This is a genomic window from Streptomyces sp. NPDC045998 (genome assembly GCF_056430285.1).
The window spans coordinates 128,868-151,051 of the sequence record NZ_JBWKLJ010000001.1; the positions used below are offsets into that span (position 1 = coordinate 128,868).

Annotated in this window: 19 protein-coding genes and 1 tRNA gene; 10 read left to right on the forward strand and 10 right to left on the reverse strand. The window is 73.9% G+C overall.

Going from position 1 to position 22,184, the window contains the following annotated elements; translation table 11 throughout:
- Positions 1–18 precede the first annotated feature (18 nt).
- Both AC07FJ_RS00575 and AC07FJ_RS00580 read left to right on the forward strand, forming a co-directional pair.
- Entirely contained in the window at positions 19–657 is a 639-nt protein-coding gene (locus AC07FJ_RS00575; protein WP_479043788.1) for a class F sortase, read from the forward strand.
- A gap of 27 nt (positions 658–684) precedes the next feature.
- Positions 685–1,011, forward strand: coding sequence for a GYD domain-containing protein (locus AC07FJ_RS00580; protein ID WP_479045203.1), 327 nt, complete (start codon positions 685–687; stop codon positions 1,009–1,011).
- Between the two features lie 43 nt (positions 1,012–1,054).
- Here the strand turns inward: AC07FJ_RS00580 and AC07FJ_RS00585 are convergent.
- Positions 1,055–1,130 (reverse strand) — tRNA-Arg (locus tag AC07FJ_RS00585).
- Between the two features lie 316 nt (positions 1,131–1,446).
- Here AC07FJ_RS00585 and AC07FJ_RS00590 point away from each other — a divergent pair.
- Positions 1,447–3,027 (forward strand): dynamin family protein, encoded by a 1,581-nt coding sequence (locus AC07FJ_RS00590; RefSeq protein ID WP_479045206.1) that lies wholly within the window; start codon positions 1,447–1,449, stop codon positions 3,025–3,027.
- Complete coding sequence (locus AC07FJ_RS00595) at positions 3,024–4,751, forward strand: YfjP family GTPase (protein ID WP_479043791.1); 1,728 nt, start codon at positions 3,024–3,026, stop codon at positions 4,749–4,751. The genes AC07FJ_RS00590 and AC07FJ_RS00595 overlap by 4 nt, the downstream gene beginning before the upstream one ends.
- A gap of 85 nt (positions 4,752–4,836) precedes the next feature.
- Here the strand turns inward: AC07FJ_RS00595 and AC07FJ_RS00600 are convergent, their stop codons facing one another.
- On the reverse strand, positions 4,837–4,992 hold the full coding sequence (locus tag AC07FJ_RS00600) for a hypothetical protein (protein WP_479043794.1): 156 nt from the start codon (positions 4,990–4,992) through the stop codon (positions 4,837–4,839).
- Here AC07FJ_RS00600 and AC07FJ_RS00605 point away from each other — a divergent pair.
- The 5 genes from AC07FJ_RS00605 (at position 4,991) to AC07FJ_RS00625 (ending at position 10,089) form a co-directional block, all read left to right on the forward strand.
- Positions 4,991–5,437 (forward strand): single-stranded DNA-binding protein, encoded by a 447-nt coding sequence (locus tag AC07FJ_RS00605; RefSeq protein ID WP_479043795.1) that lies wholly within the window; start codon positions 4,991–4,993, stop codon positions 5,435–5,437. The genes AC07FJ_RS00600 and AC07FJ_RS00605 overlap by 2 nt on opposite strands.
- A gap of 225 nt (positions 5,438–5,662) precedes the next feature.
- Positions 5,663–7,081, forward strand: coding sequence for a Cys-Gln thioester bond-forming surface protein (locus AC07FJ_RS00610; protein ID WP_479043798.1), 1,419 nt, complete (start codon positions 5,663–5,665; stop codon positions 7,079–7,081).
- A 164-nt stretch (positions 7,082–7,245) separates the two neighbouring features.
- A complete protein-coding gene (gene ettA, locus AC07FJ_RS00615; protein WP_361429289.1) occupies positions 7,246–8,910 on the forward strand; it encodes an energy-dependent translational throttle protein EttA in 1,665 nt (554 codons plus the stop codon).
- Positions 8,911–8,920: 10 nt separating this feature from the next.
- On the forward strand, positions 8,921–9,421 hold the full coding sequence (locus AC07FJ_RS00620; protein ID WP_479043801.1) for an acyl-CoA thioesterase: 501 nt from the start codon (positions 8,921–8,923) through the stop codon (positions 9,419–9,421).
- Positions 9,418–10,089 (forward strand): DUF8010 domain-containing protein, encoded by a 672-nt coding sequence (locus AC07FJ_RS00625; protein WP_479043803.1) that lies wholly within the window; start codon positions 9,418–9,420, stop codon positions 10,087–10,089. The genes AC07FJ_RS00620 and AC07FJ_RS00625 overlap by 4 nt, the downstream gene beginning before the upstream one ends.
- 10 nt (positions 10,090–10,099) lie before the next feature.
- Here AC07FJ_RS00625 and AC07FJ_RS00630 read toward each other — a convergent pair whose 3' ends face one another.
- Positions 10,100–10,504 carry a globin gene (locus AC07FJ_RS00630; RefSeq protein WP_361429283.1) on the reverse strand — a complete coding sequence of 135 codons (405 nt, stop codon included), beginning with the start codon at positions 10,502–10,504 and terminating at the stop codon, positions 10,100–10,102.
- Positions 10,505–10,648: 144 nt separating this feature from the next.
- On the opposite strand from AC07FJ_RS00630, the gene AC07FJ_RS00635 reads away from it, so the two are divergent.
- Positions 10,649–11,647 (forward strand): methyltransferase domain-containing protein, encoded by a 999-nt coding sequence (locus tag AC07FJ_RS00635; protein ID WP_479043806.1) that lies wholly within the window; start codon positions 10,649–10,651, stop codon positions 11,645–11,647.
- Positions 11,648–11,650: 3 nt separating this feature from the next.
- On the opposite strand, the gene AC07FJ_RS00640 is transcribed toward AC07FJ_RS00635, so the two are convergent.
- The 7 genes from AC07FJ_RS00640 to AC07FJ_RS00670 form a co-directional block, all read right to left on the reverse strand.
- A complete protein-coding gene (locus tag AC07FJ_RS00640) occupies positions 11,651–12,868 on the reverse strand; it encodes an FHA domain-containing protein (protein ID WP_479043807.1) in 1,218 nt (405 codons plus the stop codon).
- Positions 12,869–12,920: 52 nt separating this feature from the next.
- Positions 12,921–14,297 (reverse strand): vWA domain-containing protein, encoded by a 1,377-nt coding sequence (locus AC07FJ_RS00645; protein WP_479043809.1) that lies wholly within the window; start codon positions 14,295–14,297, stop codon positions 12,921–12,923.
- 61 nt (positions 14,298–14,358) lie between these two features.
- Complete coding sequence (locus AC07FJ_RS00650; protein WP_479043811.1) at positions 14,359–15,768, reverse strand: PP2C family protein-serine/threonine phosphatase; 1,410 nt, start codon at positions 15,766–15,768, stop codon at positions 14,359–14,361.
- Complete coding sequence (locus AC07FJ_RS00655; RefSeq protein WP_479045209.1) at positions 15,759–18,374, reverse strand: serine/threonine-protein kinase; 2,616 nt, start codon at positions 18,372–18,374, stop codon at positions 15,759–15,761. Before AC07FJ_RS00655 ends, AC07FJ_RS00650 begins: the two co-directional genes overlap by 10 nt.
- 41 nt (positions 18,375–18,415) lie before the next feature.
- Entirely contained in the window at positions 18,416–19,684 is a 1,269-nt protein-coding gene (locus tag AC07FJ_RS00660) for a hypothetical protein (protein ID WP_479043813.1), read from the reverse strand.
- A gap of 31 nt (positions 19,685–19,715) precedes the next feature.
- The gene (locus tag AC07FJ_RS00665) at positions 19,716–20,765 is read right to left on the reverse strand and encodes a glutamate ABC transporter substrate-binding protein (RefSeq protein ID WP_479043816.1); all 1,050 of its coding nucleotides are present in this window, start codon (positions 20,763–20,765) and stop codon (positions 19,716–19,718) included.
- 17 nt (positions 20,766–20,782) lie between these two features.
- Complete coding sequence (locus AC07FJ_RS00670; RefSeq protein WP_479045212.1) at positions 20,783–22,153, reverse strand: hypothetical protein; 1,371 nt, start codon at positions 22,151–22,153, stop codon at positions 20,783–20,785.
- Positions 22,154–22,184 lie beyond the last annotated feature (31 nt).

The window sequence follows — 22,184 nt, forward strand, 5'->3', positions numbered from 1 at the left end:
GCCGGCGGTGGTGCGCCCGTGACGGACAAGGGCAGCCTCTGGCTGCGCGGCGAGCCCGGCCCCGACCGGCTCCTGGTCTGGGCCGGGATCGCCGCGGCCGCCTCGGCCGCGCTGACCTGCCTGTGGCCGCCGCCGGCCGCGGACCCCGCCGTGCGCGCCCCGGACGCGGGCGCCCTCCCGGCGGCCACCGCGGCCGGCGGCGCCGCCCACGCGGCCTCCCCGCCCCTCACCCTCACCATTCCGGGCCACGTCGAACGGACCCCGGTCGACCCCGTCGCCACCGACACCAAGGGCGTCCTCGCCGTACCGGAGTCCCCGGCGCGCCTGGGCTGGTGGGCTCTCGGCGCCCACCCCGGCGCCACCCGGGGCACCCTCCTCCTCGCCGGCCACCTCGACTCGGCGGATGAGGGGGCGGGCCCCCTGGAAGCCCTGCACGAGGTGCCGTTGGGCGCCCGCGCCCACGTCACCACGGCCGACGGCGCCCGCCACACGTACGAGATCGTCGCCCGCCGCACGTACCCGAAGTCCGCCCTCCCCGCCGACCTGTTCGGCACCGACGGCACCCCGCGCCTCGCCCTGGTGACCTGCGCGGGCCGCTTCGACCGGGACGCGCACGCGTACGCCGACAACCTGGTGCTCTACGGCGCACCCCGCTGACAACGGACCCCCGAGGAAAGGCACATGATGCCGCTCTATCTGTCGAGGTTCAGTTACACGCCGCAGACGTGGGCGAGGATGATCGGCCACCCCGAGGACCGCACCGAGGCCGCCCGGACGTACATCGAGTCCGTCGGCGGGAGGCTGCACGGCTTCTGGTACGCCTTCGGCAGCCACGACGGATTCACCCTGTGGGAGGCGCCGGACAACGTCTCCATGGCCGCGGTCGCGCTGGCCATCAGCGGAGGCGGCGCGCTCGGCTCGTTCGAGACGACCGTGCTGCTGACCGTCGACGAGACCCTGGACGCGCTGCGCCGGGCCGAACAGGTGCGGTACCGCCCTCCGGGCGCCTGACGCCGCGCCCGGCGTGCGCCGGCGCCGGCCGAAGAAGTCCCGATGGCGCCCCCGGCAGGACTCGAACCTGCGGCCAAGCGCTTAGAAGGCGCCTGCTCTATCCACTGAGCTACGGGGGCCGGTGGTGGCCTTGGTGACCTGGAGCCCCTGGTCGGGCGGTCCGTGACCTTGCCGGGCACAAGGATAGGGCTCCGATCCCCTTGGCCCGGTCGCTTCACCTGCGTGGCACGATGTGGAGGTTCGGTGAAGCGAACCGATAATCGCAGGCAGGTGCGATTCTCGCAGCGCTTTTTGCGCCACGCGCGCCGGGTGTTGTGCACTCGTTATGCCTGCGTCCCACTCGTCCCCTGTGTCCCTTGCCCTTGATCGGCGCGCAGAGGCATCCATACGCTTCAAAAGCGTGCCGAAATTGGGCATTCTTCGCATGTGGTGACCTTGGACGTACGGCCTCAGCTCATCGACGCACTTTCCGCCCTGCGCGACCGTGTCGCCGCCGTGCGTCTTCCCCTCCCCCTTCCAGGGGCGCCGCGGGCTCGTCAGACGCGGGCCGAGTTGCTCGCGCAGCTCGACGACTATCTGGTGCCGCGGCTGAAGGAGCCGGAAGCGCCCTTGCTCGCCGTCGTCGGCGGTTCGACCGGGGCGGGGAAGTCGACGCTTGTCAATTCCCTGGTCGGGCGACGCGTCAGTGAGGCCGGGGTGCTGCGGCCCACCACGCGGACGCCCGTCCTCGTCTGCCACCCCGAAGACCACCACTGGTTCGCCGGCATGCGGGTGCTGCCGCACCTCACCCGCGTGTGGGTGCCCGAGGACGGCGAACAGGAGCCCGCCGGCGAGAAGGCGCTGCGCGTCGAGACCGCGCACAGCCTGCCGCGTGGGCTCGCCCTGCTCGACGCGCCCGACATCGACTCCCTCGTCGTCGAGAGCCGCGAACTGGCCGCCGAGCTGATGTGCGCCGCCGACGTGTGGGTGATGGTCACCACCGCGTCGCGCTACGCCGACGCCGTGCCGTGGCATCTGCTGCGCACCGCCAAGGAGTACGACGCCACGCTGGTCACCGTCCTCGACCGGGTGCCCCACCAGGTGATCGGGGAGGTGTCGCGGCAGTACGAGGCCCTCCTGGCCAGGGCCGGGCTCGGCGACGTACCGCGCTTCACCATCCCCGAGCTGCCCGAATCGGCCGGCGGCGGAAGCGGGCTGCTGCCGGAGAACGCCGTGGCCGCGCTGCGGGCCTGGCTGGCGTACCACGCCCAGGACCCGGCCGCCCGCCGCCAGGCCGTCGGGCGGACCGCCAAGGGCGTCATCGACTCGCTGCGCCTGCGCATGCCCGAGCTGGCCGGCGCCGTCGCCGCGCAGTACGCCGCCGCCGTACGGCTCTCCGGCACCGTCGAGGCGGCGTACGAGAAGGAGGGCGAGCGCGTGCGCCGGGAGCTCGGGCGCGGCGCCGTCCTCGCCGGGGACGCGCGCACCCGCTGGCGCGGCTACCCCCGCGACTGCACGGCCGCCGAACTGCTCGACTCGCTCACCGAATCGCTCGGCGCGCTGCTGCAGTGCGCCGTCGCCGCCGCAGACGAACACGTCCAGGAAGTCTGGCGGCGCGAACCTGCGGCCGGGGCCGTCGGCGGGGGACAGGCGCCGCCCGACGGGGAGGCCGGCGAGCGGATCGGCATGGCCGTACGGCGCTGGCGGCGCGTCCTGGAGGAGCTCGCCGAGGAGGAGGTGGGGCGGATGGAACGATCCGCCGCGCCCGACTCCGACACCGTCGCCGCGCTGCTGGCGGCCGCGCTTCTCGGTGGGCGCCGCACCCGCGGCGCGGGCGAGCGGCTCGCCGAACTGATCGGCGCGCAGGGCGCCCTGAGGCTGCGCGACCGGGGCGGTGAGCTGGTGGAGACGTACATCGACCGCGTACTGCACGAGGAGAGGGACCGGCGCCTCGCGCCGCTCGACCGGCTCGACATCACGCCCGAGCCACAGGCCGAGCTGATCGCCGCGCTGTCCGTCCTCCAGAGGGAGAGGTGACCGCGGTGAGCACCGTGGAGGAACGCTGGGACGACGGGCTCATCGCCCGGCGCGTGCAGGAGCAGCAGGGGGTGACGGCGGACGAGGAGCCGGCCTCGGCGGCGGAAGCGCAGGGGCCGACCGGCCCGTACGCGACCGCCCTGCGCGGCCGGCTCGACGCCCTGCGCAAGCTGGTGGGGCTCTCCGCGACCCGGCTGGACGGCCAGACGCTCGCCGAGGCGGGGCGCGTCCTGGAGGAGGCGGCGGCCCGTCAGAGACTCTCCACCCGGCACACGGTGGTCGCCATCGCCGGAGCCACCGGGAGCGGGAAGTCAACTTTGATCAACGCGTTGGCAGGGGTACCGGTCTCCGAGACCGGCCTGCGCCGGCCGACCACCTCCGCGCCCATCGCGTGCGCCTGGTCCGAGGGCGCGGGCGGGCTGCTGGACCGGCTCGCCATCCCGGGGCGGCTGCGCCGCCGGCCCCTGGCGGGCGGGGTCGGCGACGAGGCGCTCCAGGGGCTGGTCCTGGTCGACCTGCCCGACCACGACTCGGCGGTCACCGCCCACCGTGAACAGGTCGACCGGCTGCTGGCCCTGGTGGACGCGGTGATCTGGGTGGTCGACCCGGAGAAGTACGCGGACGCCGCGCTGCACGAGCGCTACCTGCGGCCGCTCGCCGGGCACGCGGAGGTGATGTTCGTCGTCCTCAACCAGGTGGACCGGCTCCCCGGCGACGCCGCCGACCAGGTCCTCGACGACCTGCGGCGGCTCCTCGACGAGGACGGGATGGCGCTCGGCGAACACGGCGAACCCGGCGCCACGGTCCTCGCCCTGTCGGCCCTCACCGGCGAGGGCGTCGGCGAACTGCGCGAGATGCTCGGAGCGTTCGTTCAGCAGCGCAACGCCGCCCAGCGGCGGCTGTCGGCCGACGTGGACGCGACGGCGCGGCGGCTGCGCCCCGTGTACGTCGCCGACGGCCGGCCCGGACTCGACGAGCGGTCCCGCGAGGACTTCGGGGCCCGGCTCGCGGTCGCCGTCGGCGCCCACGCGGCGGGCGAGGCCGCCGAACGCGAGTGGCGCCGCAACGCCGGGCGCGCGTGCGGGACTCCGTGGCTGCGGCTGTGGCGGTGGTACGAGCGGCTGCGCACGCCGGGGGGCGCGCCACCGCAGGGCGACGCCGAGATGCCGGTGGAGGACGAGCTCACGGCGCGGCAGCGCGTGGAGCAGGCCGTACGCGTGGTCGCGGACGAGGCCTCGCGCGGGCTTCCGGCGCCGTGGGCGCAGGCGGTGCGCGAGGCGGCGGTACGCGGGGCGCAGGGGCTGCCGGAGGCGCTGGACGAGCTGGCGGTGACGGCCGGGCGGCCGGGGCGGGACGGCAAGCCGCCGCGCCCCTCCTGGTGGCCGGCGGCGGTGCTGGCCCAGGCGGCGATGACGCTGCTGCAGTTCTACGGCGGCCTGTGGCTGGTGGGGCAGATCGTCGGCGTGCTGGAGCCGGGGCTCATGGTGCCCGCGCTGATCATGCTCTCCGGTGTCGTCGGCGGCCCGCTGGTCGAGTGGGGCTGCGCGGCGGCGGCGCGGGGGCCCGCGCGCCGGTACGGCCAGGAGACCGAGCGACGGCTGCGCGAGGCGGCGGCGGGGTGCGGGCGGGCCATGGTCCTCGACCCGATCGCCTCCGAGCTCATGCGCTACCGCGAGGTGCGCGAGCAGTACGCGACGGTGGAGGCGGGCCGCCGGGTGGGGTGACGGGCAAGCCGCAGGGGGGAGTGACGGCGGGCCGCCGGGTGGGGTGCCGGGGCCGCGGCGGTCGCTGCCCCGGCTGCGGGGTTCCTCAGGCGCACTCGCCCGTATGGGTGACGGAGTTCTGCACACGTCTGGGGTTGTCCACACCCGTCAGCGGGATTTCGGCGCGGCGGCCAGCATGGGTGACGTCGACGGTCGGTGCGGTGCCGGCGGGCGTAGCGAAGAGGGACGGGGTGGGTGTCATGGCCGAGACCATGGTGACGGTCGTGGGCAACGTGGCGACGAGCGTGGACTACCGGGACACCGCGGCCGGTGGGGTGGCGAAGTTCCGGCTCGCGGCCCGGGCGCGACGGTGGGACCGCGAGAAGGCGGCGTGGGTCGACGGACCGACCAGCTTCTACTCGGTGAGCGCCTGGCGGACGCTCGGCGCGAACCTCGCCGCGTCGGTCGCCGTCGGCGATCCACTGATGGTGCACGGGAGGCTGAAGGTGCGGGAGGAGGAGTGGGAGGGCCAGCGCAGGACGTTCGTGGACATCGACGCGGTGGCGGCGGGGCACGACCTGACGCGCGGCACGTCGGCCTTCAGACGAGCGGCGCGGCTCGAACCGGAGCTGACGGAGCGTCAAGCAGGCGCGGCGCAGCGTGAGATGGTGCCGGACGCCGCTCCTGCCGGGGAGTTCGCCGGATGACGGAGCCGCGCCCGGCCGTGAACGGGTCATTCCCGGCGCGCGACCGCTCGGCGATAACGATTGCGATTCGGAATGGTTATCTGACGGTATGACAGGGGACTGTGTCGGGTCGCCTCTTTAGGATCACCGGGGTACTCCTGGGTACCCACGGGCCACTTGAGTCGGCAGGCGAGGCACTCCCCCCACGCGTCCCACGCGACAACACCTCGCCCAGAGGGGAATTCTGTGTTTGCTGCGTTTTGTGTACGGAGGCGGAAGCGCCGCGCCGCCCGCTTCGCCGCCGCGGCCGTCGCCTCCGGGCTGGTGGCGGCCGGCGCCGCCGTCGGCGTGACCCCCGCCGCCGCCGACGAGGCGCCCCAGCACCAGGGGGGCGCGGCAGCGACCCTCAACGGCCTGACCACCTTCCACCAGGCCGTCCTGCACATCGGCAACCAGACGCAGCAGCTCCCCGCCGGCCTCTTCGAGATGACCGTCGACGGCGGCGGCACCCTCAAGACGTACTGCATCGACGTACACAACCCCACCCAGGAGAACGCCAGGTACCTGGAGACCTCCTGGGACCAGACCTCCCTCGGCGGCAACAAGGACGCGGGCCGGATCCGCTGGATCCTCCAGCACTCCTACCCGCAGGTCGACGACCTCGTGGGCCTCGCCAAGGAGGCCGGCACCGGGCCGCTCACGCCGGAGACGGCGGCCGCCGGCACCCAGGTGGCGATCTGGCGGTACTCGGACGGGGCCGAGGTCGAGGCGCTCGACCCGGCGGCCGAGAAGCTCGCCGACTGGCTGCAGGGGGAAGCCGGCAGCGTCGCCGAGCCCGAGGCCTCCCTCCGCCTGGAGCCGGGCGCGGTCGCCGGCCCCGCCGGCACCCGGCTCGGACCGGTCACCGTGCGCACCAACGCCGACCAGGTCACGGTCAGCCCGCCCGCCGACGCGGCCGCCAGCGGCGTACGGATCACCGACGCGACCGGGAAACCGGTCGACTCGGCCGTCAACGGCAGCAGCCTCTACTTCGACGTGCCCGCGGGCGCCGCCGCCGGCACCGCCGCGCTGAGCGTGCAGGGCACCACCTCCGTACCGGTCGGCCGCGCGTTCGCCGGGGTCACCAGGAGCCAGACGCAGATCCTGGCCGGGTCCAGCAGGTCGACCGTCTCCGCGACGGCCACCGCCACCTGGGGCACCACGGGTGCCATACCCGCCCTGTCCGCCCGGAAGAACTGCGCCAAGGGCGGCGTGGACATCACCGCCACCAACAAGGGCGACGCCCCCTTCTCCTTCGAGCTCATGGGCCTGCGGTACGCGATCGAGGCGGGTGGGACGAAGACGGTGACGGTCCCGGTCGCCGAGGACCAGGCGTACCACCTCACAATCACCGCGCCCGGCGGCGTCACCAAGACCTTCAAGGGCGTCCTGGACTGCAGGACCACCGGTTCCACGGCCACCATGGCCGGGCAGCCGGGCTCACAGCCCAGCCCCCTGTCCGGCGGTGCCACCACCGGCGCCGGGACGGCCGCGGCGGGCGGCGAGAGCGACCTGGACCTGGCCGAGACCGGCGCGTCCGGAGCCACGCCCATGATCGCCGGGACGGCCATCGCGTTCCTGCTCATCGGCGGGGCGGCGGTGCTCTTCCTCCGCAAGAAGTCGTGACCACGCGCAAGCGGGCGATGACGCCGCGCTGGTGAGGGCGGCGTCCGGCGGCGCGCCCCTCGCCCCCTCCACCCACCCCCTCATACAACTGGTTTCCATCGAGGGATGGACGTCAGGCAAGATGGGGTGTATCTGCCCACTCACGGATTGCCGGACGGTTTCTCTTGGCTGAGTACATCTACACGATGCGCAAGACGCGCAAGGCGCACGGCGACAAGGTCATCCTCGATGACGTGACGCTGAGCTTCCTGCCCGGTGCGAAGATCGGTGTGGTCGGCCCGAACGGCGCCGGTAAGTCCACCGTCCTCAAGATCATGGCGGGTCTGGAGCAGCCGTCCAACGGCGACGCCTTCCTCTCGCCTGGTTACAGCGTCGGCATCCTGCTCCAGGAGCCCCCGCTCGACGAGTCGAAGACCGTCCTGGAGAACGTGCAGGACGGCGTCGCCGAGATCAAGGGCAAGCTCGACCGGTTCAACGAGATCGCCGAGCAGATGGCGACCGACTACACCGACGAGCTGATGGAGGAGATGGGCAAGCTCCAGGAGCAGCTCGACCACGCCAACGCGTGGGACCTCGACGCCCAGCTGGAGCAGGCGATGGACGCGCTGGGCTGCCCGCCCGGCGACTGGCAGGTCACCAACCTCTCCGGTGGCGAGAAGCGCCGCGTCGCGCTCTGCAAGCTGCTGCTGGAGGCCCCGGACCTGCTGCTGCTCGACGAGCCCACCAACCACCTGGACGCCGAGTCCGTGCAGTGGCTGGAGCAGCACCTCGCCAAGTACGCCGGCACCGTCGTCGCCATCACCCACGACCGGTACTTCCTGGACAACGTCGCCGAGTGGATCCTCGAGCTCGACCGCGGCCGCGCCTACCCCTACGAGGGCAACTACTCCAAGTACCTGGAGACCAAGCAGACCCGTCTCAAGGTCGAGGGCCAGAAGGACGCCAAGCGCGCCAAGCGGCTCAAGGAAGAGCTGGAGTGGGTCCGCTCCAACGCCAAGGGACGCCAGGCCAAGTCCAAGGCCCGTCTCGCCCGCTACGAGGAGATGGCCGCCGAGGCCGAGAAGACCCGGAAGCTGGACTTCGAGGAGATCCAGATCCCGCCGGGCCCGCGTCTGGGCAGCGTCGTCGTCGAGGTCGAGAAGCTCAGCAAGGCCTTCGGCGACAAGGTCCTCATCGAGGACCTGAGCTTCTCGCTCCCGCGCAACGGCATCGTCGGCGTCATCGGCCCGAACGGCGCCGGCAAGACCACGCTGTTCAAGATGATCCAGGGCCTGGAGCAGCCCGACTCCGGCTCGATCAAGGTCGGCGAGACCGTCAAGATCTCGTACGTCGACCAGTCCCGCGCCAACATCGACCCCAAGAAGACGCTGTGGGCCGTCGTCTCCGACGAGCTCGACTACATCAACGTCGGCCAGGTCGAGATGCCGTCCCGCGCCTACGTCAGCGCCTTCGGCTTCAAGGGCCCGGACCAGCAGAAGCCGGCCGGCGTCCTGTCCGGCGGTGAGCGCAACCGCCTGAACCTGGCGCTGACCCTCAAGCAGGGCGGCAACCTGCTGCTCCTCGACGAGCCGACCAACGACCTCGACGTCGAGACCCTGTCCTCCCTGGAGAACGCGCTGCTGGAGTTCCCGGGCGCGGCCGTGGTCGTCTCCCACGACCGCTGGTTCCTCGACCGGGTCGCCACGCACATCCTGGCGTACGAGGGCGACTCCAAGTGGTTCTGGTTCGAGGGCAACTTCGAGTCGTACGAGAAGAACAAGATCGAGCGCCTCGGTCCGGACGCCGCCCGTCCGCACCGTGCCACGCACAAGAAGCTCACCCGGGGCTGAGGCGGAGGCAGTGGCTCGTCACATCTACCGGTGCCCGCTGCGCTGGTCGGACATGGACGCCTTCGGGCACGTCAACAATGTGGTCTTCCTCCGCTACCTGGAGGAGGCCCGCATCGACTTCATGTTCCGGCTGGCGCCGGGCAACGGCTCGCCGTCGTTCTCCGGCGGGTCGGTCGTCGCCCGGCACGAGATCGACTACGTACGGCCGCTGGTCCACCGGCACGAACCGGTGATCATCGAGTCGTGGGTCACCAAGATCGGCGCCGCGTCGCTGACGATCGCATACGAGATCAAGGACGCCGAAGGCTCGGCCCAGGTGTACGTGCGCGCCTCGACGGTCGTCGTGCCCTTCGACCTGGAGGCGCAGCGGCCGCGCCGCATCAGCGCGGAGGAGCGGTCGTTCCTGGAGGAGTACGTGGACGACGGCATGCGCGCGCAGCCGGCTCGGGCACAGACGCCTGCGCAGGCACCGGCACAGGCGTCGGCGCCGGGGGAGGCCGCGGCCGTATGACGGCGCCGCTGCACTTCGCCGACGCCAGGGAGGCGGCGGACCTCGCCGCCTTCCTGGCCCGGCTGATCCACTACGACCGGGCCGCCGTCGTCCGCCTCCAGGCGGCCGGCGGCGCCCTGGCCGTGTTCGGGCGCCCGCCGTCCTTCGAGGTGCTGGCCATCCGCACGGCCACGCTCATGGACGAGGCGCCGCTGGACATCACCGTCTCCGCCGGTCAGCTCCTGGAGGGCATCGAGGAGTCGGCAGGCAAGGCGATGGTGCCGGCGCCCGTCACCGGGCCGCCCTGGACCGGGCTCCTGCCCCCGCGCGGCGGCTGGAGCGAGGTGCCCGGACTGCCGGACGCCGGCGAGCTGCGCGGCGCTGTCGCCGCCGCGGTGGCCGAGTTCCGCGCACGCGACGAGGAGTTGCCGGCCGAGAGCAGGACGCGCGCGGAACGCGACCGGATCGGCCGCGAGATCTGGTCCCGGCTGATCGGCTCGACGGGCCTGCCGCTGCGCGCCGTCCACGCCGCCCAGGCGCTGGGCTTCCTGCCCTCGCACGAGGTGCCGGTGGCGCTGCTCGGCGCCGGGAGCTGGCTCCGCCTGCGTACACCCTTCGGCTCGGTCGCGGTCCGCACCGCGGGCGGCCTCGGCGGCCTGACCGTCACCGCGGTCCCGCACCAGCGGTGAGCGGCGCGGCTCAGCCCGCGGTGTTGACCATCGACGCCGCGGCGTACGTCAGGTAGTTCCACAGCTGCCGCTCGTGCTCCTCGGACAGGCCGAGCTCGTCGACGGCGGCGCGCATGTGCTTCAGCCAGGCGTCGTGCGCGGCCTTGTCCACGGTGAAGGGCGCGTGGCGCATGCGCAGCCGCGGGTGCCCGCGGTGGTCGCTGTAGGTGCGGGGGCCGCCCCAGTACTGCATCAGGAAGAGCGCGAGCCGCTCCTCGGCGGGCCCCAGGTCCTCCTCCGGGTACATCGGCCGCAGGACGGGGTCCTCGGCGACACCCTCGTAGAAACGGCGGACGAGGCGCCGGAAGGTCTCCTCGCCGCCGACCTGCTCGTAGAACGTCTGCTCCTGAAGCGTGCCACGCGGAATCTCCATCACCCGTCCATGGTCTCAGACGGACCGACCCAGGTCCCGGGTCCTAGGTCCTTGCCCGATCGGCCCCTGCCAGCGTCGGCTCCCGCTCCCGCTTCCGCTCGACGGTTTCCGCTTCCCGTTCCTCCCCGGCCGCAGGAGAGTGGAGGTATGGGGACAGGGCGTGAGGACCCGTTCGCCGCACGCGCCGCCGAGGCGCGGCGCGCGATGGTGCGCGAGATCACCGACGCCGGGGACCTGACCGACCCGGCCTGGCGGGCGGCGTTCGAAACAGTGCCCCGGCACCTGTTCGTGCCGTCCTACTACATCGGTGTCATGGGCGGATACGAACGGCTCTCGTGCGAGGACCCCGACCCGGCCCAGCGCGAGCGCTGGCTGGCGGGCGCCTACGCGGACCGGCCGCTCGCCACGCGGCTGCGCGACGGCGACCTGGTCTCCTCCGCCAGTCAGCCCTCCCTCATGGCGTACATGCTGGAGGCCCTCGACGTACGGGACGGGCACGACGTCCTGGAGATCGGTGCCGGGACCGGCTACAACGCGGCGCTGCTGGCGCAGCGGCTGGGCGACGAGCACGTGACCACCATCGACCTGGACGAGGACATCACCGAGGCGGCGCGGGCCCACCTGGCGGCGGCCGGACACCGGCCCACCGTGGTCACCGGCGACGGGGCGCGCGGCTGCCCGCAGCGGGCGCCATTCGACCGGATCATCGCCACCTGCGCCGTACCGTCCGTGCCGGGGGAGTGGCTCGCGCAGTGCCGCCCCGGCGACGCGCACGTCCTGGCGCCGATGGCCACCGGCGTGATCTCGCTGCGCGTAGGGGACGCGGAGCACGCCGAGGGCCGGTTCCTGAGCACCTCCGCGTACTTCGTCCCGCTGCGCGGCGCGGTCCCGGCCGCCGTGCCGCCGCACACCGGCGGACTGCCCCGGCGCGCGACCGAGAACGACCTGTTCCGCTTCCTGCTGACGCTCACGGCGGGGAGCCTGGACCCGCAGGAGGCCTACTCGCTCTGGCAGCGCGAGGGGCAGCCCGCGCGGGAGCGGTTCGGCGTGACGGTCAGCGGCGAGCGGCAGTGGGCGTGGCTGGACGAACCCGAGGGGCCGTACCTCTGGCCCCTCGGTCCGCCCCCGGCTGCGGACACGACCTAGGGCCTAACCGCGGCGGATTGTGATCGTCGTCCAGGCGCCGACGTGGACCCGGTCGCCGTCCTTGAGCGGGACGGGGACGTAGGGCTGGATCGGGTCCTCGGCGCCGTTGAGCGTGGTGCCGTTGGTGGAGTTCTGGTCGACCACGGCCCAGGAGCCGTCGGGCTGCTGGACCAGCACCGCGTGCTTGTGGGAGACGCCCGGGTCCTCCGGCGGCACCGACAGGTCGATGTCGGGCGCCTCGCCCGTGGAGTGGCGGCGACGGCCGATGGTGATCTGGTTGCCCGAGAGCGTGAGCCGCTGCTCCGGGGAGTACGCGGGCAGGTTGAGGCCCGCGGCCTCCGGGCCGCTGCGCTGCATCATTGCCATGAAGTACTCGCGGTCGGGGCCGACCACGGCGGTCCAGCCGGCCGGCGCCTGGGGCGCCTGGGGCATGTGAGCCTGCTGGGCCTGCTGGGGTGCGTGCGGCTGCTGCTGGGGCGGCTGCGACGCGTGCGAGGGCGGAGGCAGCATCCAGTCGTCACCGCCGCCACCGGTCTGCGGCGGCTGGGGCTGCTGCGGTGCGTGAGGCTGCGGCGGGGCCGGAGGGCCCGGACGCTGGAAGCCCTGCGGCGGGGGCGGGGCCGGCGGGCCCGGCTGCTGGAACGCCTGAGGAACCTGCGGCGGGCCCTGCGGTGCCTGCGGCTCGGGCGGCAGCGGCTCGGCCGGGCGGTTCATCTGCGACGGGCGGGAGCTCTGGTACTCGAATGGGTCCGGCGGCCGGGGCTGCTGCTGCTGTGCCTGGAAGCCCGGCGGCAGGTTCAGCCCCGGCGGCGGGCCTGGAGGAAGGCCCGGACCACCCGGGCCGCCCGGACCACCGGGGCCGCCCGGACCACCCGGACCGTTCGGTCCGGTGAGGCGGCCCTGCGGCGGGGCGGCCGGGGTGTAGGAGGTCGCCGTGTTGGTGAGGAAGTTCCAGCGGCACTCCTCACAGAACGGCGCCATCGCCTCGCGCGGCGTACGGCACTGCGGGCAGAGCTCCGCCTGGGCGGTGGCGTTCGGGTCGCCGGCCGGGCCGCCGCCCTGCGCCGGGCCGGGACCCGGATAGCCGTACGCGGGCGGCGGCGGGGGCGGGGGAGGCGGCGGTACGGCGCCCGCAGGCGCGCCCGCCCCGGACATGCGGTGGCCGCAGACCTCGCACCAGTCGTCGGAACCCGACTGGTGTCCGTTCGGGCAGGTCGGCATGTCGGCGCTTCCCCCTCTCCTCATCCGGCCCGCAGGCCGAGCAGATCGTGCGTTACTTCTTCACGCGAACCGTCTTGGTGGAGCGCGTTTCGAGCGTCATCTCGTCCGCCTCCGCGACCTTCGCCTTCAGTCGCACAGTACCTGTCGCCGCGTCGACCACGTCTACCACCTTCGCAAGGAGTTTCGCAGTGTCCGCGTTCCCGGATGCGGCCGCCAGCTGCACGGCCCGCCCGAGCTTCGCCGTCGCGCCGTCGAAATCGCCCGACTTGCGCGCTTCCAGCCCCTGCTGGATGACTTGGGCCAGTTCGGCCTGTCCTGTGTAGTGCGCGACCTGGGGGTTGATGGACGTCGAGGCCGCCATGTCGTCCGTCCACACCGCCCGCACCAGGCCCTGCGACAGCGTCTGCGGCGGCGCCCCGGCGGCGCCCGTCGGATCGGGGAGGACCAGCGAGACCCGCGCCGCCAGCATCTCCTGGCCGATGGCGGCTTCGGGCACCCGTACGCACACGTGGTAGTCGCGGGACTCGTCGCCCCACGAGCCCGTCGGATAGTCCCCGGCGCGCGGCCCCGCCTCCGTACGCCGGTCGGTCAACTCCTCGACGGTCGGGGCGACCTGCTTCACGAAGACGATCTCCGCGCCGACGGGCGTCCACAGGCGCAGGCTGACGTCCGCGACCTCCTTGCCCATCGCGTTCTCCATCATCCGCGTGAAGTCCGCGGCCAGCCCGGCCGGATCGGCGACGATGTCGGCCGTGCCGAGGAGCGCCGACGCGATGCCCGTGACCTCCTTCACCTCCCAGTCGGTGCCCACGCCGCGGGCGTCGCAGGTGAAGCGGCCCGCGCAGGCGTCGAGCGCGGCCCGCAGATCCTCGGGCGACTCGTGCTCGTTGCGGCCGTCGGTCAGCAGGATGCCGTGGCGGATCGGTACGTCGGCCGAGTTCAGCAGCCGGTCGGCCAGTTTCAGCCAGGTGCCGATCGCGGTGCCGCCGCCCGCGCTCAGCCGGCGCAGCGCCTGCTTGGCCTCGGTACGGGTACGGGCGTCGGCGACGGCCAGCCGTCCGCCGCCCGGGTACACCTCCTCCGCCACATGCGTCCCGGCGACCACGGCGAAGGCGACTCCGTCGCGGAGTGTGTCGATCGCGGCGGCTGTGGCGTCGCGCGCGTTGCGCATCTTCGTCGGCGGATAGTCCATCGAACCCGAGCAGTCCACCATGACCACCACGGCGGCGGTCGGCGCCCGGCCCGGTATGTACGAAGGGTGCGAGGGGGAGGCCGACGCTCCGGACAGCGGTGCCCCGCCGGTCGTGCCGCCGCCGGTCGAGGTGACCGTGACGATCGCGTTGACCTCGCGCCCGCCTTCCGGCAGGTACTCGTTCTGGTACACGTCGACCGAGAACCGCGGCACGCTCGACTTGGAGAAGATCGCCATCTGAGGGGCTCCTCGGGACTTCACACACACAAGACGGAACGGAAAGGACAGGCAGGTCGATTCAGGCCGATCCTGCCCCTTGCGGTGCCAGGGTGAACGGCAGCACGGCCACCGTTACGTTGTCGTGCCCGCCGCCGTCGAGCGCGTGTCCGACGAGAACCTGCGCGCTGTGCAGCGGTCGGCCCGCCGCGTCGGGCGGCACGACCCTGGCCATGTCCTCCGCGCCCTCCGCGTAGTTCCACAGACCGTCCGTGCACACCACCACGACGCCGGGGCGGTCCGGTTTGAACGCCGCCGTGTGCGGCTCCACTTCGTACGCGTCGGCCCCGAGCCAGCCGGTGATCGCGTGGGCGCGTTCGTCGGCGTACGCCTCCGCCTCGCTCATCAGGCCCGCCGCCACCATCTGCGCGGCCCACGAGTCGTCCTCGGTGAGGCGGGCCGGCGGGCCGGTGCGGTCGTCCGGCACCCAGTAGGCGCGGCTGTCGCCGACCCAGCCGACCACCAGCAGGCCGCCCGCCGCCACCGCGCCGACCAGCGTGCACGCCGGGGCGTTCTGGTGACGGTGCGGGTCGTGCTCCATGGCGGTGCCATGGCCGTCGGCGGCGTCGGCGAGGGCGTTGACCGCCTGGGAGGCGGCGACAATCGCCTCGTGCATCGCCTGTTGCGGGTGCGTGCCGCGCGGCAGCGACTCCAGCAGCGACTCGCTGGCGGCGGCCGCGGCGGCCGCCGACGCCTCGTCGGGGCGGGTCGCCGAGGACACGCCGTCGCAGACGATCGCCACGACGGCCGGCGAACCGTCCGGCAGGGCGGTCGACGAGACGGCGAACGCGTCCTCGTTGCGGTGGTGGCGCAGGCCGCGGTCGCTGACGGCGGCGACCGAACCGAGCTCCTCCTCCATGTGGTCGCGCTCGCGGGGCTGTGCGTGGCCGCAGTTCTCGCAGTAGCCGTCCGGGTCCACGTGCCCGGCCCGGCACGCGACGCACAGCTTCGTACCCGCGGGCGGGGTGTGCGCGTGCTCGGCGGTCCGCGGATCCGGCACGGCGGCCACGGGCGCGGCTGCGGGCGGGGGCATGGGCGCGGGCGGGGCCGCCGGGGCCGGGGGTGCGGGCGGGACCGGCGGTGCCTGCGGCGTCGACGCCGGTGCCGGTGCCGGTGCGGGTGCCGGCAGCGGGAAGTCCGTGTCCGTGCCTGCGGCGCCCGTGCCTGCGGCGGCCGCGTCGGGGCGCGCCGGGCCGTGCGTGGCGCGGGCGTCGAAGCGTATCGGCGGCTGCCCGGCCTCCCCGGGCTCGCCCGGCCACGCCGCCCCCTCCGCCGGTGAGCCCATCACCATGGTCGGGTTGTCGCGGGGCGGCTCCGGTACGGCCGACAGGTCGTACCCGCACGCCCCGCAGAACAGGTCCCCCCGCTCCAGCGGCTCCTCGCAGCCGGGGCAGGTCGACAGCTGGTGCATCTGCGACATCTTCACACCCATGTCCGGGGGCGGAGGCGGTTCGCCCGCTCCACCATCTCGATCCTTTCCTCGCCGCGCTGAGCGAGCCGGGCGAGCACCCGGTAGGAGCGCTCCAGTCCGAAGCGCAGGCCGCGCTCGTCCAGTTCGCTGCCCAGCAGCGACGTCTGTACCGGGCCGGCCCCGGGGCTTCCGGAGAGGACCCAGTCCAGCGCCGTACCCAGTACCTCCGTAGCCAACCGCTCGCGGCGCACCGCGTCCAGGCCGAACTGCTGGAGTGCGGACACCTGCTCGGCCGCCGCCGTCAGGTCCGCGAGCAGCGGGTCGGTGGGGGAGCGGTGACGCAACCGGGCCCGTACGGCCGCGACGCGCGCGGCCGTGTAGTGGATGGACGCCTCGGGCACGGACTCCAGCGTCCGCACGGCGCCGACGCGGTCGCCCGCGGCCAGCTGTACCCGGGCGAGGCCGAACGCCGCGCTCACATAGCTCGGGTCGGTCGTCCACACGAGGCGGTAGTACTCGGCGGCGTTGTCCAACTGGCCCAGCACCTCGGCGCAGACGCCGAGCGCCAGCTTGGGCGCCGGCTCCCCGGGGAAGGCGTCGTAGACGGCGTCGAAGGAGAGCGCGGCGTTCTCGTCGTCGCCGGTCGCCAGCGACGCCACGCCCCGGTACCAGACGACCCGCCAGTCGTCGGGCCGTCCGCTCTCCAGGTCCTCCAGGGCCCGCTGCGCCGCAGGCACCCGGCCCATCTCCAGGTGCGCGCGCAACTCGCGCAACCGCAGCTCGACGGAGCTCGCGGGCGCGGTGTGCAGGGCGGCGACCAGCTCGGCGGGGCCGGCGGCCATCAGCCCGGCGAGGAAGCCCGCGTTCGGGTCGCCGGGGTCCACGTGCGGCACGGGCAGCGCGAGCGCGGTGGCCCGCGCGTCCAGCGCCCCGAGCAGCGGGGCGGCGGTACCGGGTGCCATGGGCGCCATGGGCATCTCGGTACGCGGCCGCGGCACCGAACCAGGCCCCGCGCCAGGCCCCGCCGTCGCCGGCACCGACCCAGGCACCGGACCCGTGGGCGCGTGCCCGGGACCCGGAGCCCCGGGCGCCGGGCCCGGGCCCCCACCCGGAACCGACGGCCGCGCGACCGGCGCCGGGCCCGTCGCCCCGCCCCGCCTCCGGCCGCCGAACAGCGCTCGCGGCAGCTCCCGCGCGCCGAGCGCCGACACCTCGGCCGGCGGCTCCGCGAACAACTCCGTGTCCGGCACCCGCAGTTCCGGACCGAACAGCGTCGACAGCGCCGGCCTCGGCCGGCCCGTCTGGAGGGCGACCACCTCGCGCAGCACACCCGTCAGCTGCTCCGCCATCTCCTGCGCGGAGGCGAACCGGCGCGCCGGGTCCGGGTCCGTCGCCCGCACCAGCAGCCGGTAGAACGACTCGTACCGCCGGAAGACCTCGATGTTGTCCGGGTCCGGCAGCGAGTCCACGAACACGTTCGTGTACCCCTGGAAGTCGAACGTCAGCACCGCCAGCGTCCGCGCCACCGTGTACAGGTCGGACGCGACCGACGGCCCGACCTCCGCGACCTCCGGCGCCTGGTAGCCGACCGTGCCGTAGATGGCCGACTCGTCGTCGTCCATCCGGCGCACCGCGCCCATGTCTATGAGCTTGAGCTGGTCCTCGGTCTGGATCGCGTTGTCGACCTTGAAGTCGCAGTACAGCAGGTTCCTGCTGTGCAGGTGCCCCAGCGCCTCCAGCGCCTCGATGCCGTACGCGCACGCCTGCTCGACCGGCAGCGGATCGCGCCGGCCGTCCGGGCCCCGCCGCTCGTTGGCGATGTCCTTGAGCGACTTGCCGCCCACGTACTCCATGACGATGTACCCGTCCAGCGAGCCCGTGCGCTGGTCCAGGTGCTCCACGAAGTTGTAGATGCGGACGATGTTGGAGTGCTCGATCTCCGCGAGGAACCGCCGCTCCGAGATCGCCGCCGCCATCGCGTCCTGGTCGCCGGTGTCCAGCAGGCCCTTGAGGACGACCCACCGGTCGGAGACCGCCCGGTCGACGGCCAGGTAGATCCAGCCGAGGCCGCCGTGGGCCAGACAGCCGGCCACCTCGTACTGCCCGTGGACGATGTCACCGGCGCGCAGCTTCGGCACGAAGGAGTACGGGTGGCCGCACTTGGTGCAGAAGCCCTCCGTGCGCCCCGGCCGGCCCCCGCGCGCACGCCCCACCGGCGCCCCGCAGTCGGAGCGCGAACAGAACCGCTTGCGCTCGGGCACCTCGGCGTTCGCCATGACCACCGAGCGCGGGTCGGGGCGCGGCACGGACGGGATCGCGACGAGCCCGGCGCCCAGCCGGTTGCGCGCGGACTGGCCGGTGGACGAGCCGGAGCTGCGCACCGAGACCGAACGCGACGACTCCGTACCGCCCGTCAGGGAACGCGACAGCCGGCCGGACACCGAGCGCCGTGACGACCGGGACGAGGAGCGGGACGAGCGGGACGACGAGCGGGAGCTGCTGCCGGAGCCCTTGCCGCCCCCGGCCCCGCCGCCCGCCACACCGGTCGGCGGCGACGCCACCATGCCGCTGGGCGAGACGACGGGCGCCAGCCCGCACGTGTCGCAGTACAGCTCGCCGCCGCCCATGTCCTCGTACGAGCCCTCGCAACCGGGCCGCTGACACGTCTTCACTGACTCCCCCTACGGTCGACGGGCCCGGCCCCCGACAGCATGTCCGCGGCGGCCCGCTGGTAGCGCAGCACCGCCTGCTCCGCGGCGCGCAGGTCGCACGGGGCGCTCCACAGCATCCGCCGCGCCTGGTCGTACCGCTCGATCAGCAGCGGGTCCTCGGCCATGCCGTGCCGCGCCACCTTCGCCTTGTACGCGTCGAGCCGGCCGCGCAGCTCCGCGCGGACCGCGAGCGGCGCGGTGACGGCCGTCAACTGCTCGCGGGCGCGCAGCAGCTCCTCCTCGGCCTCCTGCTCCAGCGCCTCCAGGAGCGGGGACAGCCGGTGCCACCGGGCGTGGCGGCGGTACTCGGCGGCGGTCGCCAGCCGCTCCTGCAGCGCGGTCGGCGGGCCGCTCACCGCAGGAACCTCCGAGGCGGCGATCTTCGCCAGCACCTCGCCCCGGGCCGCCCGCGCCTCCGCGAGCGTCCGGTCCGCGCGTGAGAGCACGTCCCGCAGGCGCAGCAGCCGCGCCTCGGAGTCCTGCCGGACCTGGAGCACGGCCTCGATCTCGCGCCGTACGTCCTCCAGGGCCCGGGCCGCCCGGTCGTACCGGTCGGTGTCCGGGCGCCCGCCGCCGGGCGCCGAACTGCCCGCGGCCGGCCGCCAGAACGCCAGCGGGTCCGTCACCACCTCCGCCCGCAGCGCGGTCAGCTCGTGGGTGATGGCCTCCAGGTCGTCCCCCGCAGGGTGCTCCCCGGGCCGTACGCCCACGGAGTGCGCCAGCGAGCGCGTACGGCCCAGCTCGGCGGCGAGCAGGTCTATCCGCGCGGGCAGCGCCGACCAGACCGCGTCCGCCGTGACCACCATGTCGAGCGAGCTCGCGTACAGCTCGTTCATCCGGGCCACCAGCCGCTCCAGCGTGAAGTGCTCGGCCAGCGTGGACGTACCCGAGACCGTGACGCTCTCGCCGCGCAGCCGCTCCGTCAGCTCGGCCAGCTCCTCGCGGCCCGGCCAGCGGCGCCGCGCGCGCACCTCGCGGGCCTCGTGCAGGGCGGCGGTGTACGCGTCGAAGTACGTCCACAGCAGGCTGATCGTCCGCTCGGTGGCGGCCCAGCGGTCCTTGGTCGTACCGGTGAGCTCGGCGCCCTCGAGGAGCCTGCGGCCCGCGTGGTCCTGCAGGGCGAGCAGCGAGTCCTCGACCGCCTTGTGCTCCGCCCCGAGCCGCGCCAGCGCACGGTCCACCTCGTCCCGGTCCATCACCGGCCCAGGGGGCTCCGTGCCGCCCATCGATCACCTCTCCGCCTCGTGCCCATGTCGGTCAGCTGCTCCGGTACTTCGGCGCCGGGGGCCCGGCTATCCCGGGCAGGTCGGCCTTCAGCCACTTGCCGTACGCCTGTGCCCACGCCCCCTGCCGGTACCTGACGAGCACCTGGTTGACCCGGCGCACCAGGTCGTCCTTGCCGAGCTTGGCGGCGATGCCGTAGTACTCCGTCGTGAACGGCCGGCCCTTCAGCTCGACGGCCGGGTCCTGCGCCGCCTGGCCGGCCGCCAGCGCGTTGTCCGTGACGACCGCGTCGACCTCGCCCATCTGCAGCCGGACCAGGCAGTCCAGCTGGTTGGGCACGGTGTAGAGGTCCTTGTCGCCCTTGCCGCCGTCGTCCTCGTCCTTGAACGTGGCGCCGAAGGACTCCTTCGCCAGCGCCTCGTACGCCGTCGTGCCCTCGCCGGAGCAGACGCGCTTGCCCGACAGCGTCGTGTTGTAGCCCGTGACCGGCGAGTCCTTGGGTGCGAGAACCTGCTGGCCCACCTGGAAGTAGGCGGTGGAGAAGGCCACTTGCTCGACGCGCTTGCAGGTGATCGTCATCGTCCGGACGACGAGGTCGACCTTCCCGCTCTCCAGCGCGGCGATCCGCTGGTTGGTGGGGATGGCGCGGAAGATGACGGCATCCGGGCTGCCGAGGATGTCGGCGGCGATGGCGCGGGCGAGGTCGATGTCGAAGCCCTCCAGCGTCCCGGTGGCGGGGTTGCGGTAGCCCCACCGGTAGCTGTTCTGGTCGACGCCGACGATGAGCTTGCCGCGCGCCTTGATCGCGGCGATGGCGGGGCCGTCGGCGGCGGACGGGGTGAGGGAGGCCTCCGGGTCCTTGCAGGTGTCCGCCTTGGCCGGGACGGCGCCGCTCGCCCCGGACACGGCGGAAGCACCCAGTCCGGTGCCCTGCGACAGCGGCACCAGGGTGAGCGCGGCCGTCAGCCCGCACGCGGCCGCCATCGCGGCGACCCCGCCCCACCCGCGCAGCCGTCCGGCGGCCCGCCGGGTCGGGCTCCGCTCGCCGGGGGTGCCGTCCCCTTCGAAGTCCAGGTTGCTCATCGTGCCTCCCCTCACCCTCACCGGTACTCCGAAAGCCTGCGGTTGATGCCCATGATGGCCCCCACCGCCCCCAGGACGGCCAGCGCCGCCGCCCCGACCGGCAGGCCGGTCAGCGCGGAGCGGCCGCCTTCGGCGGCGCGGGTGAACTCGCCCTGCTCATGGTCCAGGGCCTTCTTCAGCGCCGCGTCCACCTCGTCGAACGACTGGCCGGTGGACTCCTTGTCGCCGATCACCTTGGCCAGCGCGCCTTCGTAGTCGCCCGCGTCGTCCGTGGCGCGCGCCGCCGCGTGCCGCTTCTGCCACTCGCCGACCCGCTGCACCGCGTCCTCGACCGGGCCGCGGCCCGCGCCGTCGTCGGCGAGCCGGCCCGCCTCGGCGAGCGCTGCCGTCAGCTTCCCCATGCCCGCGCCGTACTCGGTCTCGTACTTGTCCTTCTTGCCGTCGTCGGTCAGCACGGCGCCCCGCGCGACCAGGGTCAGGTTCTCGTTGGCGCGGGCCTTCAGGGAGTTGATCCGCGCATCGTTCAGCACCTTGAGCGAATCCTGGCCGTGCCGGCCGGCGTCGGCCAGCCGGCTGCTCGCGACCGTGTGCCCGGCCGCCAGCCACAGCAGCACCACCACGGAGGCGGCCGTCGCGGCCAGCAGGCCGTGGTTGAACACCCGGTTGGTGTGCAGGTACGTGCGCCGCTGCGCCCAGGCCAGCGCGCCGACGACCACGACCCCCACCGCGAGGGAGAGCCACGGCCAGGCGCGGGCGTCCCGGTCGTCCCGCGCGAGCCGCGCGGTCTCCGCCGCGTACAGCCGCTCGGCGGCGGGCAGCAGCTCGGTCGTCATCTGCTGGTTGGCGTACCGCAGATACGCGCCGCCGAGCGGGAGGCCCTGCCGGTTCGCGGCGCGGGCGCGCTCGATCAGGCCCGTGTAGCGGGGCAGCCACTCGTTGAGCGTGGTGATCTCGCGCGTCGACTCGGACGAGCCCTCGGTGTTGGCCGCGGCCTTGACCAGCAGCCGCGAGGCGGTCGCGATGTCGTCCTCGTAGCGCTCGCGCACATCGGCGGGCTCCTGCGCACCGGCCAGGAAACCGCTGGCCGCCGCGGTGTCGGCGTCCGCGAGCGAACGGTAGATGTGCGCGGCGTCGGCGCTCAGCGGCTGGCTGCGGCTGACCACGTCGTCGGCGGCGGCGGAGCGGTCGGCGACCTCGAAGGCGGTGACGGCCCCGAACGCCACCACGAGCAGGGCCAGTACGGCACCGATGATCTGCAGCCGTCCTGGCTCCGTGGTCGCCGCGGTACGCAGCCGCGCCCGCCCCTCGGCCCACGCGCCGCGCCCGGCGGGCACGGGTGCGCCGGGCGGCGACGCCGCGGGAGCGTGCACCACGGCCGCGGGCACCATGGGCGTCGGCGCCGGCGGCGGTGCCAGGGTC

Coding starts and splice junctions, on each gene's coding strand:
- AC07FJ_RS00655 (WP_479045209.1), bottom strand. CDS start 18,374: ATGGGCGGCGGCGAGCTGTACTGCGACACGTGCGGGCTGGCGCCCGTC.
- AC07FJ_RS00645 (WP_479043809.1), bottom strand. CDS start 14,297: ATGGCGATCTTCTCCAAGTCGAGCGTGCCGCGGTTCTCGGTCGACGTG.
- AC07FJ_RS00600 (WP_479043794.1), bottom strand. CDS start 4,992: ATGACACCCACCCCGTCCCTCTTCGCTACGCCCGCCGGCACCGCACCG.
- AC07FJ_RS00580 (WP_479045203.1), top strand. CDS start 685: ATGCCGCTCTATCTGTCGAGGTTCAGTTACACGCCGCAGACGTGGGCG.
- AC07FJ_RS00665 (WP_479043816.1), bottom strand. CDS start 20,765: ATGAGCAACCTGGACTTCGAAGGGGACGGCACCCCCGGCGAGCGGAGC.
- AC07FJ_RS00670 (WP_479045212.1), bottom strand. CDS start 22,153: ATGGTGCCCGCGGCCGTGGTGCACGCTCCCGCGGCGTCGCCGCCCGGC.
- AC07FJ_RS00605 (WP_479043795.1), top strand. CDS start 4,991: ATGGCCGAGACCATGGTGACGGTCGTGGGCAACGTGGCGACGAGCGTG.
- AC07FJ_RS00660 (WP_479043813.1), bottom strand. CDS start 19,684: ATGGGCGGCACGGAGCCCCCTGGGCCGGTGATGGACCGGGACGAGGTG.
- AC07FJ_RS00640 (WP_479043807.1), bottom strand. CDS start 12,868: ATGCCGACCTGCCCGAACGGACACCAGTCGGGTTCCGACGACTGGTGC.
- AC07FJ_RS00650 (WP_479043811.1), bottom strand. CDS start 15,768: ATGGGTGTGAAGATGTCGCAGATGCACCAGCTGTCGACCTGCCCCGGC.
- AC07FJ_RS00625 (WP_479043803.1), top strand. CDS start 9,418: ATGACGGCGCCGCTGCACTTCGCCGACGCCAGGGAGGCGGCGGACCTC.
- AC07FJ_RS00635 (WP_479043806.1), top strand. CDS start 10,649: ATGGGGACAGGGCGTGAGGACCCGTTCGCCGCACGCGCCGCCGAGGCG.